Here is a 17,613-nt window from a genome sequence, read left to right as displayed (position 1 = left end):
ACGTTTTAGGGCTGTTTTACCAAAAACAGCCCTAAAACAGAAAGACCTTATTGCTTCAGGAATCTGCGGGGCGGCACCAGGAACAGCTCCACGTTAAAGTAAACGGCATCTTTGATATGGGTTTCAATCAATGGGTTGGCCGTGCGCTGGCGTCCGTCATACAGGTTAAACCGGTGGTTGTAGCGGTAACCAGACTCCAGCCCGAACCACAGGAAATCATAGATTTCCCTATCCCACCGCAAGCGGGCCTTTAGTTCAGATTTACGCAGTTCAACGGTTTCATACTGGTTGAAGGGCTCTGTATTGATGTTGATGTTGTAGGTGGCCCCCTCAATCTTGTAGCCCATGTACAGCAAAGACTTCTCTGAGAAATTGCGCCGGAACGCGACATTGGCCGGGAAAATGGCTTCTACCCCCCACCTTTCATTAAAGGTTCGGTTATACAAAAGGGCGGGGTAAAAGGTTTGTCGGCCGAAGGCATAGCCCAGTTGCACGCCAAACCCATAGGAAAAGTAGGGGCTTTTCTTCCACCCGTAAATGGCTTCCACGGTGGTTCTCAGGTACCGCGTGAGGCTTATGTCACTGTACTTCCCGTAATCGCCGTTCAACTCGCCTTTCATCCTGAATACGATGAAATTCTTGTAGTTGATGGGGCGCAACATCACCAATTGTCCGTCTAATGAACGCAGGTTCTTGTCTTGCAGCCGCTGGTACAACGGGTATTGCTGCGTGGCGGGCTCTTTGTAGTTGAATTCCTCCAGAAAGTACCCAGCCCCAAACACCAGCTTAAAATGAGGATTGTTCACCAAGGGGGCATAGGCCTTGAACTCAAAGCGGTTGCTTCTGAGCACATCTGCCCGGGCATCTTCCACGGTGCTCTGCTGACCTTGGGAGTGCATGCCAAACCGAGGCAAGCGCTCATACCTGATAATGACACCCTTACTCTTGCCCATGCCTATCACAGAGGGGTTGGCCAGTTCCTGCGGATCATTCGCGGCCTGGGCGGCCCTCACCGAATCACTGAAAAACCCTTGCGCATTTACCTGCTCCCAAGCGTGCAACAGAACCAATATCCCCAACAGAATCAAAAGCTTTTTCATGCAATGCAGGCGTTATGTAAAAGATGATGGGGCAACCTATTAAAACAAGAAGCCGAAGTTCAGGTTGAAGAGCTTATCTTCTTCGCCGGCAGAATAGGTGGCATTGACCACTGCCTGCTTGAGTACGTCAATCCAGATACCGCCGCCTACGCCCCGGTGTATTTTGTTGGAGTTTTCGCCATCGGCCCACACCCGGCCATGGTCTACCAAGCCCATTATCCCAAACTTGCCGGGGAACAGGTACACGTTGAACTTGAAGACCTCTACCCGTATCTCAGTGTTCTGGTAGAGAGAGCTGCGCCCGGCAAAACGGGTACGCCGGTAACCCCTCAGGTTGGTGAGTCCGCCCAGGGTATTGGCTTGGTAGAACGGGAAATCGCCTATATTATGGGCACCGCCCAACCGGGCCGCCAGTGTCAACTGGAACGGCAGGCGCGGCCCAATGTAGAACATGAATTCAGAGCTGAGGCGGCCAAAGTTCCTTTTCTCTGCGCCTAGCTGACGGGTGTATGAGAACTCATTCAGCCATTTAAGCCCTATGCGCGGATTGATGGGCGTACTCACGGCTTGCAGGTTCAGGTACCCTCTTAGCCCGGTGAACCGCTCTGTGCCGAACGCTTCCTCCGGGAGAACCTCTTCAATGTACGAGCCAGGGTAATGCTGCAGCTGATACTGGTCATAGAAAGGCCCAATCCCCATTCGCACGAAGTGGGTGAAGCTGGTATTGATGGTTGGTGACACCATCATTCTTCTCTGGCGCACGCGGTAGTCCTTGATATCACGGGTTTGCTCGGTCTCATTGCCCAACCCGAAGAAGTTGATCTGGTACTGCGGCCCGAAAATGGCGGCTTTTACCCCCAAATCAAGGTTATCATTGAATACCTGCTTGAATTCTGAGTCATACCTGATGTTGTAGGCCTTGGTGGCAAACGCGTAATTGGCCCGTAGGTAATGCTCTGAGGCATACGGCTGTTTCCGGAATTTGTGGTTACGGTACACGACTCCGCCGCCCAGGAACAAACCATCATCTACGTTATACTCCACAGACAAGCGGGGGCCGAAGTAAGGAATCTTGTAATTGTCGCGGTCGTAGAGGTTCACGTCTTCAAACGGCTCGGTTTTGTCCTCGGCTTCTGGCCCCAGGGCAAGCACGTTCTTCTCCTCGGTGAAATCATAGACCTTGGTTTTGCGCACGGCACCTGACACCACAGATTGCTCAGAGATGGAATCATTGCCTTCGCCGCCAATGATCCTAATCATGGGGCTTCTTTTCACGTTGCCGGTGACCTCAAACACGTCATCGCCGCCCAGGCCGTACAACCTGATTTCTTCGGTTTCTTTGTTCAGGAACAGACGCTGGTACAGCACCTTTGACACTCTGCCCTCTTTGTTGATTTTGCGCATGGTCACCTCGGTCTCCTCATTTGAGAGACGGCGCACCTCAAACTTCTCGCGCTTGTCTGACCCGGCAATGTCCACGTCCTCGGCCAGGTGCAGGTAGTATTTCTCGGCTACCTGCGGCAACAGATCTCTTCTGGATTTGAGCTTAGAAATGAGTTCTGGGCCAGAAATGGGGTATACTTCTGGGGGCATTTGCCGCACAGCTTCTTCAATGGCGGCATCGGTCATGGAGGCTTTCACCTCATTGGCCATGGCAATCCACTGCGCACGGGTTACGCTGGACAAAAAGGTACGGTCTACAGTAAGGGCGGTTAGATTGAGCCCTTTGTAATCGCCGTAATCTTTCCCGAAGTGCTGGATATTGCGTACCGCCCACCGGCGGCTGGCAAGCCAGGGTATAAAGCCATCGGCTTTGAAGAAAGCGATGTCGCGGTCTTCGGGTACGGGTCTGTAGGTTCTATTATCTTCCCCAGACCTGGTTTCCACCCACCGCCATTGCCCTTCATGCCGATCCCAGTCACCAATGAGCATGTCCAGGAGACGCGCCCTGGCGAATTCCTGCTCTATGATCTGGTTGTCATGGTCGTTGCGCTTGCGTTCCAGCAGTTTCTCGGTGCCTATAATGTTGGTGGCATTGCCCAGGCTGGCCACGTCTGAGTGATCCTCGTCGGCATCTTCCTCCAGAAAGCCTACGGTGTTCCCGAACTCATCCAGGTACTGGCGCAGGCGCGGGTCACTGGGCACGTACACCAGTTTGGGGTTGGTGTGGTACACTCCGGCGGCATCGGCTAGTTTGGCGGCAATGAGTGCCCCGTACGGGTGCTGCGCCGAAATCTGGTCTTGCAGCAAATCACGGGCGATGGTTTTCTGCAGGGCCACCGGCAGTACATTGGTGGGGTCTTTGTTCACGGAGCGCAAGGTGTACTCGCGCCCTTCTTCATTGCGCAGTTTTAGCGAGGACGTTTGTTTTCCGCCCCCTTTCTGGTAAGGCACCAGGCCGCCTTTTTCGCGCTGCAAATCCAGCAGGGGCAGGGTAACCGGGGTTTGCCATTCCTGCCGGTAGTGGTTGCCCAGTAGGCCATTCTTGATCCCCCCGGCCCCATAGGTGGTATTGGCGGCTATGGTAATGGTGCTGTCTCTGTAATCTTCGGTAGAAATGGCAATCTGCTCGGCCACGGGCTTGGCCTTGGCGTACATGGGCGTTCTGAAAGACAATCTGGCCGGTACGTCGTCGTCATTTTTGGCCCAGAACTCTACCCATGCCTCCCCGTTCTTGTAATAGTTGATTCGGGCGTAGCCCTGCGTTTTTTCGGCGTAGAGCGCCTCCCCGCCGTCTTTTATGTGCTGCGTTTTACAACCGGCCCCGCTCACAATGTGCGCCAGGTTTCCCTGTTTGAAGTACTGCAGGTTGTGCTCATGCCCGGCCGCGTACACAATGTTGTCATACTTATTGAAGATGTTCATCAACCCATTGATGTAGGCCTGGTACGTGGGGTGCGGAATGTCCTGGGCAATGCCGCCGTATTTACGGGCCAGCGGATAGATGGAACCAATGACGGGCAACGGCAACACCCACCATTTCCTGAGAATGGTGAGCGGAAACAAATGGTCTGTGAAGGTAAAATACCCGCCGTGAATACCGTTGCTGAACAGCGGGTGGTGCGCCACCACCAAAATATTCTTCCCTTTGTTTTTCTCGATGATGTCCTCCAGTTGCACCAGCACGTCTACCTCATTTACCACACCGCAGGGACTGTCATCGCCGTAGGGTTTGTCATACGGGTGCAGCCACCAATGGGAGTCCAGCGCAATCAAGACCATTTCTTCCTCAATGAGTACCTCAAAGGGGCCGGGGCACCCGTTGCCGGGCACAAAGAAGTCATTGCCTACCACTATGTTGCTGTCTGCGAGGTATTCTTCCACGAAGCGTTCTTCCCGCACCACGGCCTCCCAGCCGTCTGGTGTGCCGCTTCCGCCGCCCCAGTCGTGGTTACCCGGTATCATGTACTTTTCGCCTTGGTAGCCTTTGAGGATGTCCAACTGGGCCTTCATGCGGTCTTCGGCGGTTTTACGGTCATAGGCATCTGGCTCCGGCAAACCGTTGTGGTAGATGTTGTCTCCCAGGTATACCACCGCGCTCTTTTCCCCGGCCTGTTCTATCTGCGCCTTTAGGTGCATTAACGTGGGGTCTGGTTTGTCTGTGAGCGGGGCACCGGCATCGCCTATGAGAAAGACGCTGTACACAATCTCAGAGGTGTCTTTGGGCGTTTGCTCCTGCCAGTTGAGGACATTGCGGCCATAGTAAGGTTTAGAGGTGGTACAGGCCTGCACCAACCATAACATAGTAAGCGGAAAGAGGAGTAAAACGTATTTTTTTTTCATGAACGATAGGTGCAAAGCTTTCTACTTCTGCGGGCACGTACTACGAAAAGAGGTGCATTGAAAAACCCAGAGACGCAAAAGTTGCTCTTTATACGGAGTCTGGGCTTCAGGGATTATCCCAGCCCCCGCTAAATAGCTTCTTTAGAATATTTGCCCCTATGACGTACGCAGCAGGCCCAAGGTTAGCATAAATTTTCAACCAGCTCTCTTAGAGCATTCTTTTCTGCTTGCGAAGGCAGCCTGCTGTTTTAGGGCTGGTTTCAGAAAACTAGCCCTAAAACGGTTCTCTTGAGAAAGTGATGCCAAGAGCAAAGGTAGCGAGCACACCGGCTACCTTGACCGCCTGTAGATTTATGGTATATTAGCTAAAAGTATACATTAGTACGGCAGAGGAAGCGACGCCTCATTTAAGCAAACCGGCCTTTGGGTCAGTTGCTGTACTTATGTAAACAAGTCATACAACATGGGTGTGACGCATATCTGGTAGTGGGTTGCAAGCCTAAGAAAATGAAACATATAAAAAGCATATTATTTTTATCGGCTTTCGCAATATCCTGTGTCCTGTGTGGACAAGGCCAGAGATGTGGAAAAAGCAGAAGTGAATGCAGAAACTGTTGAATTGAAAAAACAGGAAAAACTGGCCTGGGAAACCAGAAGAGGATACAACATTAACAGATTTAGAAATTCAAGCCACCTTCCCGAACCATGTACGTCAAACCTTGACTCTCATACCCAATAGTTTTCTAATTGATGTAGATAATGAAGCTGTTTAGAGTTTAAGGAACTAACAAAGAAATAGGGTAGTAAAAGTGTTTGCAAAGACATTTTTACCAAGCCCCTAAATCTATGGCAGTTATAAGCGAAGATAGCATAAATGAGTGGATAGTACCACAATTAAGCAGCGGTAGAAGAGGCACAAAAGCAAGCGTAAAGCTTTCAGAAGTAGGTTCTGCTATAATTTACCGTCGAAGCTGTTTAGAGTTTTTAGGCTGTTTTCCTAAAAACAGCCTAAAAACGGCGGCATAAACAGATGCTTGTGCCAGTGTACAAACAACCTTCCTGTTTTATGCCTATTTTCATAAAAACAGCCTAAAAATGAAGGTATTAGTGAACACTTGCACCAGAGGAATTGCTTTAGATGCCGGTTAATGAAAAACTCTAAGCAGGTTCATTAATAGACACGACCACTGATGAGCGGTTGCTTGAAGATATAGTCATGATTCTGTCTGGCAGAAAGGACTATGAAGAAGGCAGCCTATGGAAAGGTTTATCTGAAGAACAGAAACAAGAGGTTTTAGCCAGCGAGAGCGAAATAGGCGACGAATCTGCTTGGGTATCTCACAAAGAGATGAAAAGAAGGAACTCAAGATGGCTCAAGTAATCTGGAACAAACGGGCAAGCAGACAATTAGCAGAAAGACTTAGCCGAAATTCTGGGTTTTAAAAGCAGGGTAAGCGAAGTGTTGAACAGAAAAAGAAAACTCACACTTGAAATGATTAGGAATCTTCACAAGACTTTGAACATCCCTACAAACGTGCTTATTCAAGAATATTAAGCCTAAAACGCAGCGCGGCACAGATGATATGAAGCACTTTGGCCTCCTGAAAATGAATTCTGCTAACCTTCAGGGCAGAATTCGCGTTGTAGACCTTTGGATTCAAGTATAGCAGAAGCAGCATGTACGCTGCTTCTAGACAAGTGCTACGGGCAATATCGCTCTCACCTACTTTATGGAAAACGAAGATCTCATCCGGAAAGCTGGCAACTATGTGTTCACGCTTTTCAAAGAGAAACTATCAAAAAAATTGGTTTACCACAACTACAAACACACGTTTGAGGTGGTAAAAGAGGCGAGGGAACTTGCCCAAGGGTATTCGCTGTCTCCGGAAGAAATGGAGGTACTTACGCTGGCCGCTTGGTTCCATGACACCGGCTACATTACCACCTATGAGAACCATGAAGAAGAAAGCATAGACATTGCCACTGCCTTTTTGCAGGCAGAAGAGTATCCGGCCGAGAAAATTGAACAGGTGAACAGCTGCATCTTGGCCACCAAACAAGGCCAGGTAACGCATCATCTGCTGGAGGATATTCTGGTAGACGCTGACATTGCCAATATTGGCAAAGACACGTTTTTTGCTACCGCCGAGTTGCTGCGCGTGGAATGGGAGATCTTCCTGAACCGCACCTTCTCTGACCTGGAATGGGCGCAATACCAGCTGGACTTCCTGCTTTCCGTTTCTTTCAGGACGCAACCGGCCCAGGCTAAATTCTCTAAGCAGCTCAGCAAAAACATCCAGGAGCAGCGCACCCACCAACTGGAGCTCTCCAAGAAGAAAAAAAGGAAGGAGAAGAAAAACCGGGAGAACCTGGCGCAGCCCAAACGTGGTATTGAGACCATGTTCAAAAGCACCTATGATACCCACATCAGCCTAAGCGCCATTGCAGACAACAAGGCCAACATGATGATCAGCTTAAATGCCATTATCATGTCCATCATCATCACCTATCTGGGTACTAAATCTTCTATCATTGGCGCCGAGTTTACCCGTAACCCGATCCTGATGATTCCGGTGGGTATTCTGCTGGCTACCACGCTGGCTTCGGTGATCTCCGCTATTATTTCGGCGCAGCCCGAGGTGACCAGCTTCCGGTTACGGCCCAACAAACTGACCAGCCGCCGCATTAACCTGCTGTTTTTCGGGAATTTCACTAAAATCCCGTTGGAGGATTTCCAGAACGGCATGCATGACATTATGCGCGACAAGAACGCGCTCTACAACAACATGATTACTGATATTTATTACCTGGGCGACGTGCTCAAGAACAAGTACCGGCTTCTTCGTATTTCGTACACTATTTTCATGATAGGCATTATCTTAACGGTAGTGTCTTTTGTGATTGCCATTGCCCAATAGCCTTTCTTTATAAGCCAGAAGGGGCTGCCGTAATGCAACGGCAGCCCCTTCTGGCTTTAGGCTTTTACTTTCTATTTCTGCCTGTTTTTATGTAATTGCTCGCAAAGCAGCTTCAGTTGGTGCAGTGATGCCTTCATGAATCCTTTGATCTGTTTGCGGCCGAAATGGTCATAGAAATAATCGCCTACAGACACCCTGCTGTAATGGAACTCCAGGGTGAGCTGGGTTCCCTCCTGCTCCTGGTACAGATGGTAGAAGATCAAAGAATTGGGGAACATTTTAAAGTTAGCCATCTTCTCAATTACCTCTATTTTGTCGGCCTTTATCTTGCTCTGCAAGGTTTGCATTTCTATAGACCCTCCTTTCTCCATTTCGCAGAAATAGTTGGTGCCAATACGGTTCACCTTTTTGGTATCAAAGCGCGCGCTTTTCACCCGGTGCATCCATTTGGGCTTCAGGCGGTAATTCTGGATGACCCGCAACACTAACTCTACCGGGGCTTTGATGTGGTCTTTTAAAGAAAAAGTGTTTGGGTACAGCTTGTGCGTGTGTTCTGCTTCTGGGTCTGTGACTAGCAGGCGCAGGGGGGTAAGAAAGGCATATTTGTAATGGATGTCTCCTACGTGCTCATAGCTGTTCATCCCATCTTTGAGCTGAGTCCACTCAAAATTATGCGCTACCGCCTCGGGGTTCTGGGTGTTCAGGTATCCTTCGGTCAGGAGCACGTATTCTGAGCCTTCTATGCTGTTTTTAAGTAAGCGGTGCGCCAGTATCACATCGGTGCCCATTAACTTGATGTGATCTCTTATTTGGGTCACACTTATGCGGCCGTAGTGCACCACCACTTTAAGGGTAAGCTTGTTTTCTGACAATTTGGGGCTGGCCAGAATATCATCTCGCTCCATAATGCGCAGGTAATTCTGGAAATCAAGGAAAATCTGTTTGCACTGGCTTACAATCTGGTCTACCGAGGGGGCATCGCCCAGTTTGTAGAACAGGATGGCATCGCCTTGTATCTCGCAGACCTCCATGTTCAGGATATTGGCCTCAATAATGATTTCCAGCAGGTCAGCGATTAGGTTACGGCTGTACTGCACCCCATTTTCATGCATGAAACGGGTAAAGCCGCTTATATCTGGAATGAACAGCAGCGCGGGCTGCGAATCATCCGCCGCATGGGGTGCTAAAGAAATATTGGTTACCGTTGACTCCATGGAATACAATCTAAGTCAGAAGCCATGCAGTTGAAGTACTCAACCTATGTGCTCTGGTGGCGGGTTATCTGCCAACGCCTCATATACGTGAATACCGCGTGTTCCTTTGCCTTTCCGGCGCACTTGTTTTCGATTTTCCTGAACTTATTTAGGCTTATCTCTCCAAACCACTGCCCAAACCAGCGAGGTTTTTGCCTAATAGGGTTTATTCCGGAGGCAAAAGAATTTGGCGGAGGTAAACCATGGCGTGTTGCCTGGCTTTGGGCAGTAGAAAAAGTTCTTTTATGGGTAGACGTTACCCCAGGAAAATTCAGGGGAAAAGGAACGGTCATTACCTGCGGTTGTTTTGAGCCTCTTTTCACAAAAACAGGCCATAAACAAAAAAGGAGTGATGAGCCACGTGCATGGTCTCTCTCACTCCCCCAAATTAACTTACATTCCTACTTAGGAATTAGCTTCGGCGCTTTTTGGCTTACGGCCTCTTTTGGCCCCTTTTGGCTTGTTCAAAGTATCTGGAATTTGGTTTAAAGCCTCGTTCATTTGGCTAAAAATACCTAACATTAACTGAACATCTTCTACATTTTGGCAATCGCGGATTACCTCCATTTGCATCTTGTCAAGCTTGCTTTTAAGTTGATCTCTCATAGTGAATGGGTGGTTATAAATTTTAACTGGTGCAAATATATAAATTACAATGAATATTCAGCATATAGCTGCCAATTGCGTCTGTTCATTTACTCTACGAATTAATAGACACAATGTGTTTCTTAATTAATAAATTACGCTGATTATTCTTGCCTTATTTTAAATTATTTTCTGCTAAAACAGAAGCAAAGCTTGTGTATTGGCGAATAATACAGACGTTTATCTTTGCAAATAGGGCTCTTGAAAGCCGAATACTTTCCAAACAACCCTCAAAGCAGGCACAGTTTATTGGATTTCACGCCCATAAAATTTCTTAACAAGTAATTTTACTTTACTTTTGCAATTCAGGTAACGCTGTGTCACCCTCCCAAAGGCCCCGTAGTTCAACGGATAGAATAGAAGTTTCCTAAACTTTAGATTCAGGTTCGATTCCTGACGGGGCCACACTCTCCTTTTCCTTAGCACAGAAACAGCAGCCTTCCGGTGCTTCTCTTATTCCGTTTTTAAAAGGCGAATTGCGGAGAATCTTTGTGCCTCCTGGCCCATCTACCGCCGGCCGGAAAGTAAAAAAAGGGCAGAACCTCTATGGCTTTGCCCTTTTCTTCATAGTTGCGTAAAACTACCGAAGAATAACTTTTCTAACTTCGCTGTAAGTGGGGGTCTCCAGTTTTACGTAGTACAAGCCCTTAGAAAGTTTATTCAAGTCCAAGGTCTTCATGTACCGCTCTGCGGGGTCTTGGATCACTTCACGGTAGACAACATTCCCTATCACGTTCATAATCCGGAGGTCGGTTTTCTTACCTTCAAAACCTTCTAAGGAAATAGTGATCACACCGCTGGTAGGGTTGGGGTACACAGACATAGACTGGTTGTCTGCGCCCGTTTTTGCCTCGCTTGTCTGTTCGGTGGGCAGCGGCCGGGTTCTTACCTGGGCAGGCACTTCGTAGAAGCTGAGACAGATAAAAAATAAGAGTATAAAGTGTTTCATGAGTTTTCTTTATCCTTGAATACCAAAGCAATACAGCAACTTTATCTTTTTAACGATGAAGACAAGCTCTTAGTTTTGGATTTTGGAATGAACAAATACGTAAATCAATTGTTTAAAATACCGGCAATTGAATAATAGCAACATCTTAGCCAAACCCTATGGTAACCCGCAAAGTCATTGTCATTGGAGGAGGATTAGCCGGCCTGGTCAATGCCCTGCAATTATCACGCCAAGGCATTGAAGTGGCATTGGTAGAAAGAAAAAGGTTTCCTTTCCATAAAGTCTGCGGAGAATACCTGTCCAACGAAGTGCTTCCTTTCCTGCATAGTTTGGGGGTGAATATAGAGGAATTAGGGCCTTCGCATTTAACCCATTTCATGCTTTCCTCTCCGGCAGGCCGCTTTTTACAGACGCCCCTTGATCTAGGCGGCTTCGGCGTGAGCCGGTACAGATTAGACCACTATTTATTTCAATTGGCCCAACGCCAGGGCGTGACATTTAGGCAACAGGTGAGCGCCACCGGGGTGAACTTTGACGGCAATTCTTTCACCGTGGCGCTCTCTACCGGAGAGCACTTGCAGGCACCCGTGGTGATTGGGGCGTATGGCAAACGCAGTGCTTTAGACCGGCGCTTTAACCGTTCTTTCTTTGAGGAGCGGTCACCGTACCTGGCCGTGAAATACCATGTGCGCACCCAACTGCCTAAACACCTCATTGCGCTGCATAACTTTTCTGACGGCTACGCGGGCGTATCTGCTATTGAAGAAGACCGGTATTGCTTCTGCTATCTTACCACCCGCCAGAACCTGAAAAAGCACGGCACCATTGCCGCAATGGAAACCCAGGAACTAAGCAAAAACCCCTGGCTACGCGACTTACTCCTAAATAGTGAATTCCTGTACCCGCAGCCCGAAGTCATCAACGAGATTTCTTTCGCCCCCAAAGCTTGCCTGGAAGACCATGTGCTCATGAGCGGAGATGCCGCCGGCCTCATCACCCCTCTCTGCGGAAACGGGATGGCCATGGCTATTCATTCGGCCAAACTTCTTTCTGAACAGGTCTTGCTTTTCCTGCACGGGCGGCAAACCAGAACCCAGATGGAAACCAACTATTCCTCTGCCTGGCAGCGGCAGTTTGGGGCCAGGCTGCAGACCGGCCGCCTGGTGCAACGCCTGTTCGGCCAACCGGTGCTGTCTGAACTGGCGGTGGCCAGCCTGAAGCATGTGCCGGGTGCCGTGAAAGCCATCATGCGCCACACGCACGGCAAACCTTTTTAAAAAAGGAATCATCCAATCCTTCTGCCCAGCGCAACATTCTGTTTCAGGCACATTTTTCAAAAACAAGGCTGGAAACAAGCTAGCCTTAGGGAAGCTGCCCTTCAAAGAACTCCTAGCGTCTGGAAGGCCTGCGGAGTCTGGGCCGTGGATCTGGAATATGCGGGAGACCCAAAATACTGCGTCTCTGCAGAAGGCCTCCCAGGTTTTTGAAAACCTGGGAGGCCTGGCTACGCATTGCAGTTGCCAGCCTCCCGGGTGAGCGCCTAGAGGTCTGCGGGGACGGGCGGAGCCCGGCAGCCGAGGCTTTAGCCGAAGGCAGCGGAACTCACCGCGCAAGGGCGGAAGGCGGGGCCTCGCGGCCGTGAGCGCTTACCAGTAGAAATGAAACAACACAGTGCATAGACCACGCAAAAAGGCCGCCGCCCCAGGCATCAGCCCACGGAAACCACCACCAAGCCCAAAGCCACCGCAAAAGGCAAAATCATTCCATGGCACCACGGCAGGCAAGTCGCAAAGGGGCTTTCAACTCCTCTCCTGCCCAACACCAACGCTACAATCAGCAAAACACCCTAAAAACACAATTCATTGAGAATAATTAACATTAAATAATTTAATTGGAGTATTAAAAGAAATCCACCTAAACAATTTACCTTTGCAGCACCCCCTTCCAAGAAACCGTCATACTTCAATATTTTATGCTTCCACCACTAGACGCCGCTTACTCAACGGTTTCTCTATCCCTTAGGGAAACCTTAGACCCCATAGAGACTATGAATCCTGTGCAAAGAAACAATGTGAAAATATTTGGAAAGGGTGAACAAGCCATGATTTTTGGGCATGGGTTTGGCTGCGACCAAAACATGTGGCGCTACATCACCTCTGCCTTTCAGCAACACTATAAAATTGTGCTATTTGACCACGTAGGCGCGGGGCAGTCAGACCTGAAGGCGTACGACTATACCAAATACGCCTCTTTGCAGGGGTACGCCAATGATATTATAGAAATTTGCCACCACCTAGAACTCACAGACCCAATTTTTGTGGGTCATTCTGTGGGTGCCATGATTGGGGTTTTAAGCGCCATCCGGGAACCGGATCTCTTTGAGAAACTGGTCTTGATTGGGCCGTCTCCTTGCTATATCAACCACGGCGACTACCTAGGGGGGTTTGACCCCGCAGACATTCACGCCATGCTGGAGTTCATGGAGACCGATTACATGGGTTGGTCGGGCACGTTCGCCCCCTTCATCATGGGCAACCCAGACCAGCCGTCTCTGGGCGAAGAACTGATGCACAGTTTCTGCAACACCAACTCCAGCATTGCCAAACACTTTGCCCGCACTACCTTTCTGTCAGACAACCGCGCCGACCTGGCGCACCTACAGACCAAATCTCTGATTCTGCAATGCGCCGATGACATGATTTCCCCGGTAGAGGTAGGCGCGTTCGTGCATAAAAACATCAAGGATTCTACGCTGGTGCAGCTGAAAGCCACCGGACACTGCCCGCACCTAAGCGCGCCGCTGGAAACCATCAAGGCCATGGAGGCTTATCTCCAGCACTAGCGTTTATTTTCCAGCGCATCAGCATCAGCCCCTCTCCGTGGGAGAAAGGCTGATGCTGATGCGTTTTAGGGCTGTTTTATGGAAAACAAGCTGAAAACGGCAGGAGTGCTGTTACCCGCTCTTTCGGGATTGGAAATCCCGAACAGCAACGTCACCTCCTACGTTTTGGGTCTGTTTTTGGGAAAACGGGCTTGAAACGGCCTTGGCAGAGACAATCGCAGGAAATGATGCGCGCGCTACGAAGTCTGCGCACTACGAAGTCTTTGGAGCGAGGGCACCGCAGAAAACAGGCCGGAAATACGGAAACCTGTGAGGTCTCCAAGACCTCACAGGTTTAAAACAAACTGGCGCGAGACTGCTGTCTCGTGACAAAGGAGGCAGCGCGTCTCCAGACTCGCCGGGAACCACCACCAGCAGTAGAGCGTAAGATCAGTTCCCTTCGCCTGTTCACGTTTTGCCCTTTGTGCTGCAAACGCCCAGAACAAGAACCTGCCTTCCCATTTCCCTTGCCCCGTAGTACGGCTACACAACTCAAAAAATGCTTCCGCAGAACCTTATCCTGGCCGTTTTAGATGACGAAAGCAAAACGCGAACAGGTTCTTAGCGGCGGAAAAAGACAAACCCGTTTTGCGCCTGTTTTCCGGAAACAAGGCTTAAATCCCATCCTCCCATAAAGCAGTTCCCGGCGCGACCGCACTCCCTGAGGCAACCGGCAAAACCTGAACCGCGCCAACTGAGTATGACAGCAATAGGCAATACATTCCCCCTTCGGCCAAGAACTTTGACAAAACAAACGCGCCGCCCTAAACATCTTGCCGCTTTTTTGCTTATACTTAGAATATGAAGAGTTATCTCTGCGCCATCGGCACGGCTAATCCACCGCATGCTTTTCCTCAGCAACAGATCGCTGATTTCATGGCCGAGGCCCTTCAGTTAGACGGGCAGGACACGCGCAAGCTGAAAGCCCTGTACCGGGTCTCGGGCATAGACCAGCGCCATTCCGCGCTCTCAGATTATGGCCGCCAGAACGGCGAGTATGAGTTCTTCCCCAACACGCCGGGGCTGGAACCGTTCCCTACCGTGGGCGACCGCATGCAGGCCTACCGGAAAGCGGCCCTGCCGCTCTCAGTAGAGGCGGCGCAAGAATGTCTGGCCCAGATTCCAAGTTTAGAGACAAACCAAATCACCCATCTAATCACCGTCAGTTGCACCGGCATGTACGCCCCAGGGCTGGACATTGAATTGGTAGAGGCCTTGGAATTGCCTACGCAGGTGCAACGCACCGGCATCTACTTTATGGGCTGTTACGCGGCCTTCAACGCCCTGAAAGTGGCCGACACCATTTGCCGCGCCGATGCCCAGGCCCGCGTGCTCATTGTCTGCACCGAACTGTGCACCCTCCACTTCCAGAAACACCCCGAGAGCGACCACCTGGTGTCCAACTCCCTCTTCGCCGATGGGGCCGCCGCCGTGCTGGTGAGCCCGCAGCCGCTTTCGCCTTTGTCTTTGCGGGTAGACGCGTTTCACTGTGATCTGGCACCCTCGGGGCAGAAAGACATGGCCTGGCACATCCACGATTTCGGGTTTGAGATGACGCTTTCGTCCTACGTGCCGGCCTTGATCAAACAGGGCATTGGGCAACTGACCCAGTCGCTGCTGCAAAAGCTCAACCTGAAGCTGGAGGAGGTAGATTTGTTCGCCATTCACCCGGGCGGGCGCAAGATTCTGGAGGTGATTGAGCAGGCCCTGGGGCTTACCCCCCAAGACAACAAGCACGCCTACCAAGTGCTGCGGCAGTTCGGGAACATGTCCTCGGCCACGGTGCTGTTTGTGCTGCAGGCCCTGTGGCGTGAACTGCACCCAGACCGCCATGAGGCCCCCATCCTCAGCTTTGCCTTCGGGCCGGGCCTCACCTTAGAATCCATGCTGCTCTCGGTGCACTATGTTTAAACAGCGGTCTACGGAGTTGGAGCTGATGGACGACCTCACCCTCGCCGGCGAGGATCTGCGCCGCAACCTGCAGGAATTGGAGTTCATCAATGTCTGGCTGGGCGGCCATGACGTAGTCCGCAATGGGTTAAACCAGCTCCTGAAGCATCCGTTTCTGGCCTCTTTCCCCAAAAGGAAGCTGAAAATAGCCGATCTGGGCAGCGGCGGCGGAGACACCCTGCGCATGGTGGCCCGTTGGGCGCGCCGCCAGCATATTCCCGTAGAATTGGTGGGCCTGGACGCCAACGCGTTCATGCTCCAATACAGCGCCTCGCTCAGCCAGCAATACCCAGAGATCTCTTTCCGGCAAGCCGATGTCTTTTCACCTGAATTCGCCCGGCAGCAGTTTGATATTGTCATCTGCAGCCTGTTTCTGCACCATTTTTCAGATGCCGCCCTCTCTTCCTTACTGGCACAATTAAGCAAACAGGTGCGCGTGGCAGTACTCATCAATGACCTTCACCGGCACCCGCTGGCGTATTACTCCATCAAAGGGCTTACCCAAATCTTCTCCCGCTCGTACTTAGTGAAGCATGATGCGCCGCTGTCGGTGCTGCGGGCTTTTTCCCGCGCAGACTGGCGGCGCATTCTGGCAAAGGCGGGCCTTGAGGCGTACCGGTTGCGGTGGAAATGGGCCTTCCGCTGGCAGCTTGTTTTTGGCCCGGTTTCAGAAAAAGAGCACCAAAACCAAATATAATTTGTAACTTACTCTTACAGAGAAACATCCGTGCATTTACCACAAAATAAAAATACGGTAAAACGCACTGGACGTTCTCCTGAAAGCGAAGGCGTTCCTTTTACGTGAAGCCGCCTTTGCCTATTGTTTCACCAAATCATTAACCATGGGCCGAAGTTCCTCCAAACAACCTCTTCAGTTCTGGCTGCTTTTAGCGGCCTCCCTTCTTTTATCAGCCATGGTCATCAGCCTGTTCTTTGAAACCATGAAGGTGATGATCTACTTACTGCTGGTGCTCCTGCTGGTGCCCCTCATTTACCTGGCACTAAAACGCTCCCTCCCCTTCCTGCGCGACTCTGACGCAAAACTGAAATCCCGGAATTGACACATAGTATCAGGTAGCACGATGAAAAAAGTCTTGCTACCTCATACTTGCTACCTCATACTAAAAGAAAATCTGCTGGGCCAGCCTAAAGGTGTTGGCGTGGGCTTCTACGATGTCTGCGATGCGGGTAGAGTAACCGCCGCCCATGCTGGCGCAGACGGGCACGCGGTGTTGGTGACACAGTTCCAGCACCAAGCGGTCGCGCTCTTTGCAGCCGGCCAGCGTAAGCCCCAGCTTCCCTAGTTTATCTGACGCCAGCACGTCTACCCCGCACTGGAAAAACACGAAGTCGGGCGCTACCTTGTCCATGAGGGTGGGTAGGTGTTCACGTAGGAGTTTTAGGTAGGCGGCGTCTTCAATGCCATCGGGCAGCGGTACATCCAAGTCAGATTGCTCTTTGTGCAGCGGGTAGTTGTTTCCCCCGTGCATGCTGAACGTAAACACCCGCGGTTCATGCGCAAAAATCTGAGCCGTGCCGTTGCCCTGGTGCACGTCTAAATCTACAATGAGCACCTTGGTGGCTTTGCCTTCGTCCAACAGATACTGGGCCGCCAAGGCGTTATCATTGAGCAGGCAGAAACCTTCGCCCCGGTTGGTGAACGCGTGGTGGGTGCCCCCGGCAATGTTCATGGCCGCACCGTGTTGCAAGGCATAGTCAGCCGCTTCCAGGGTGCCGCCCATAATCCCTACCTCCCGGGTGACCAATTCTTGGGACAGCGGAAAACCGGTTTTCCTGATTTCTGAAGGACTGAGCTCTAACCTATGCAGTTTACGCCAGTATTCCGGTTCGTGCACCCGCGTAATCCGGTTTTCTGGGATGGGGGCTGGCTGGAAGAAGTTTTCCTGGCTCACGGTTCCTTCGTACAGCAACTGTTCCGGCAGCAGTTCATACTTGAGCATGGGAAACCGGTGGTTTTCGGGAAGCGGATGGGTGTACTCTGGCGACCAGGCAATCTTAAGCATATACGTAAGGAAAGCTATTTATTGGATTATTTCTGCCGTCTTTTGGAATGATAACATTGCACCCAACCCAGATGTTTGACTGCAACATTCCAGCCAGCAGACAGTATAAG

The 17,613-nt window shown here is 50.7% G+C and carries 14 protein-coding genes, 1 tRNA gene and 1 pseudogene; 10 read left to right on the top strand and 6 right to left on the bottom strand.

Annotation, left to right across the window (positions count from 1 at the left end):
- Positions 1 to 47 precede the first annotated feature (47 nt).
- Together HHO50_RS06680 and HHO50_RS06675 are read right to left on the bottom strand one after the other, a co-directional pair.
- The gene (locus tag HHO50_RS06680; RefSeq protein ID WP_181305212.1) at positions 48 to 1,100 is read right to left on the bottom strand and encodes a DUF6268 family outer membrane beta-barrel protein; all 1,053 of its coding nucleotides are present in this window, start codon (positions 1,098 to 1,100) and stop codon (positions 48 to 50) included.
- A 39-nt stretch (positions 1,101 to 1,139) separates the two neighbouring features.
- On the bottom strand, positions 1,140 to 4,883 hold the full coding sequence (locus HHO50_RS06675; protein WP_181305211.1) for a metallophosphoesterase: 3,744 nt from the start codon (positions 4,881 to 4,883) through the stop codon (positions 1,140 to 1,142).
- 846 nt (positions 4,884 to 5,729) lie between these two features.
- Between HHO50_RS06675 and HHO50_RS06670 the strand changes: the two genes are divergently transcribed.
- From HHO50_RS06670 to HHO50_RS06660, 4 genes and pseudogenes are all read left to right on the top strand, one after another.
- The gene (locus HHO50_RS06670; RefSeq protein WP_181305210.1) at positions 5,730 to 5,909 is read left to right on the top strand and encodes a hypothetical protein; all 180 of its coding nucleotides are present in this window, start codon (positions 5,730 to 5,732) and stop codon (positions 5,907 to 5,909) included.
- Positions 5,910 to 6,081: 172 nt separating this feature from the next.
- A complete protein-coding gene (locus tag HHO50_RS06665; RefSeq protein WP_181305209.1) occupies positions 6,082 to 6,264 on the top strand; it encodes a hypothetical protein in 183 nt (60 codons plus the stop codon).
- A gap of 30 nt (positions 6,265 to 6,294) precedes the next feature.
- Positions 6,295 to 6,438, top strand: a pseudogene (locus HHO50_RS21225) (type II toxin-antitoxin system HigA family antitoxin); the annotation flags it as partial.
- A gap of 175 nt (positions 6,439 to 6,613) precedes the next feature.
- Complete coding sequence (locus HHO50_RS06660) at positions 6,614 to 7,801, top strand: Pycsar system effector family protein (protein WP_181305208.1); 1,188 nt, start codon at positions 6,614 to 6,616, stop codon at positions 7,799 to 7,801.
- A 71-nt stretch (positions 7,802 to 7,872) separates the two neighbouring features.
- Here HHO50_RS06660 and HHO50_RS06655 read toward each other — a convergent pair whose 3' ends face one another.
- Positions 7,873 to 9,015, bottom strand: a complete 1,143-nt coding sequence (locus HHO50_RS06655; RefSeq protein WP_181305207.1) for a DUF2652 domain-containing protein — start codon at positions 9,013 to 9,015, stop codon at positions 7,873 to 7,875.
- Positions 9,016 to 9,459: 444 nt separating this feature from the next.
- A complete protein-coding gene (locus HHO50_RS06650) occupies positions 9,460 to 9,660 on the bottom strand; it encodes a hypothetical protein (RefSeq protein WP_181305206.1) in 201 nt (66 codons plus the stop codon).
- Positions 9,661 to 10,032: 372 nt separating this feature from the next.
- On the opposite strand from HHO50_RS06650, the gene HHO50_RS06645 reads away from it, so the two are divergent.
- Positions 10,033 to 10,104 (top strand) — tRNA-Arg (locus HHO50_RS06645).
- Positions 10,105 to 10,279: 175 nt separating this feature from the next.
- On the opposite strand, the gene HHO50_RS06640 is transcribed toward HHO50_RS06645, so the two are convergent.
- Positions 10,280 to 10,648 carry a T9SS type A sorting domain-containing protein gene (locus HHO50_RS06640; RefSeq protein ID WP_181305205.1) on the bottom strand — a complete coding sequence of 123 codons (369 nt, stop codon included), beginning with the start codon at positions 10,646 to 10,648 and terminating at the stop codon, positions 10,280 to 10,282.
- A gap of 158 nt (positions 10,649 to 10,806) precedes the next feature.
- On the opposite strand from HHO50_RS06640, the gene HHO50_RS06635 reads away from it, so the two are divergent.
- The 5 genes from HHO50_RS06635 to HHO50_RS06615 all read left to right on the top strand — a co-directional run bounded on the left by HHO50_RS06635 (position 10,807) and on the right by HHO50_RS06615 (position 16,540).
- Complete coding sequence (locus tag HHO50_RS06635) at positions 10,807 to 11,925, top strand: NAD(P)/FAD-dependent oxidoreductase (protein ID WP_181305204.1); 1,119 nt, start codon at positions 10,807 to 10,809, stop codon at positions 11,923 to 11,925.
- Between the two features lie 770 nt (positions 11,926 to 12,695).
- Complete coding sequence (locus tag HHO50_RS06630; protein ID WP_181305203.1) at positions 12,696 to 13,490, top strand: alpha/beta fold hydrolase; 795 nt, start codon at positions 12,696 to 12,698, stop codon at positions 13,488 to 13,490.
- Between the two features lie 840 nt (positions 13,491 to 14,330).
- Complete coding sequence (locus HHO50_RS06625; protein ID WP_181305202.1) at positions 14,331 to 15,440, top strand: type III polyketide synthase; 1,110 nt, start codon at positions 14,331 to 14,333, stop codon at positions 15,438 to 15,440.
- On the top strand, positions 15,433 to 16,176 hold the full coding sequence (locus tag HHO50_RS06620) for a methyltransferase domain-containing protein (RefSeq protein ID WP_181305201.1): 744 nt from the start codon (positions 15,433 to 15,435) through the stop codon (positions 16,174 to 16,176). The genes HHO50_RS06625 and HHO50_RS06620 overlap by 8 nt, the downstream gene beginning before the upstream one ends.
- Before the next feature lie 145 nt (positions 16,177 to 16,321).
- The gene (locus tag HHO50_RS06615) at positions 16,322 to 16,540 is read left to right on the top strand and encodes a hypothetical protein (RefSeq protein ID WP_181305200.1); all 219 of its coding nucleotides are present in this window, start codon (positions 16,322 to 16,324) and stop codon (positions 16,538 to 16,540) included.
- Between the two features lie 60 nt (positions 16,541 to 16,600).
- Here the strand turns inward: HHO50_RS06615 and HHO50_RS06610 are convergent, their stop codons facing one another.
- Positions 16,601 to 17,503 (bottom strand): histone deacetylase, encoded by a 903-nt coding sequence (locus tag HHO50_RS06610; protein WP_181305199.1) that lies wholly within the window; start codon positions 17,501 to 17,503, stop codon positions 16,601 to 16,603.
- Positions 17,504 to 17,613: the final 110 nt, after the last annotated feature.

Source organism: Rufibacter sp. XAAS-G3-1, assembly GCF_013623775.1.
Lineage (GTDB): Bacteria > Bacteroidota > Bacteroidia > Cytophagales > Hymenobacteraceae > Nibribacter.
This window is presented reverse-complemented; position numbering and strand designations above follow the sequence as displayed.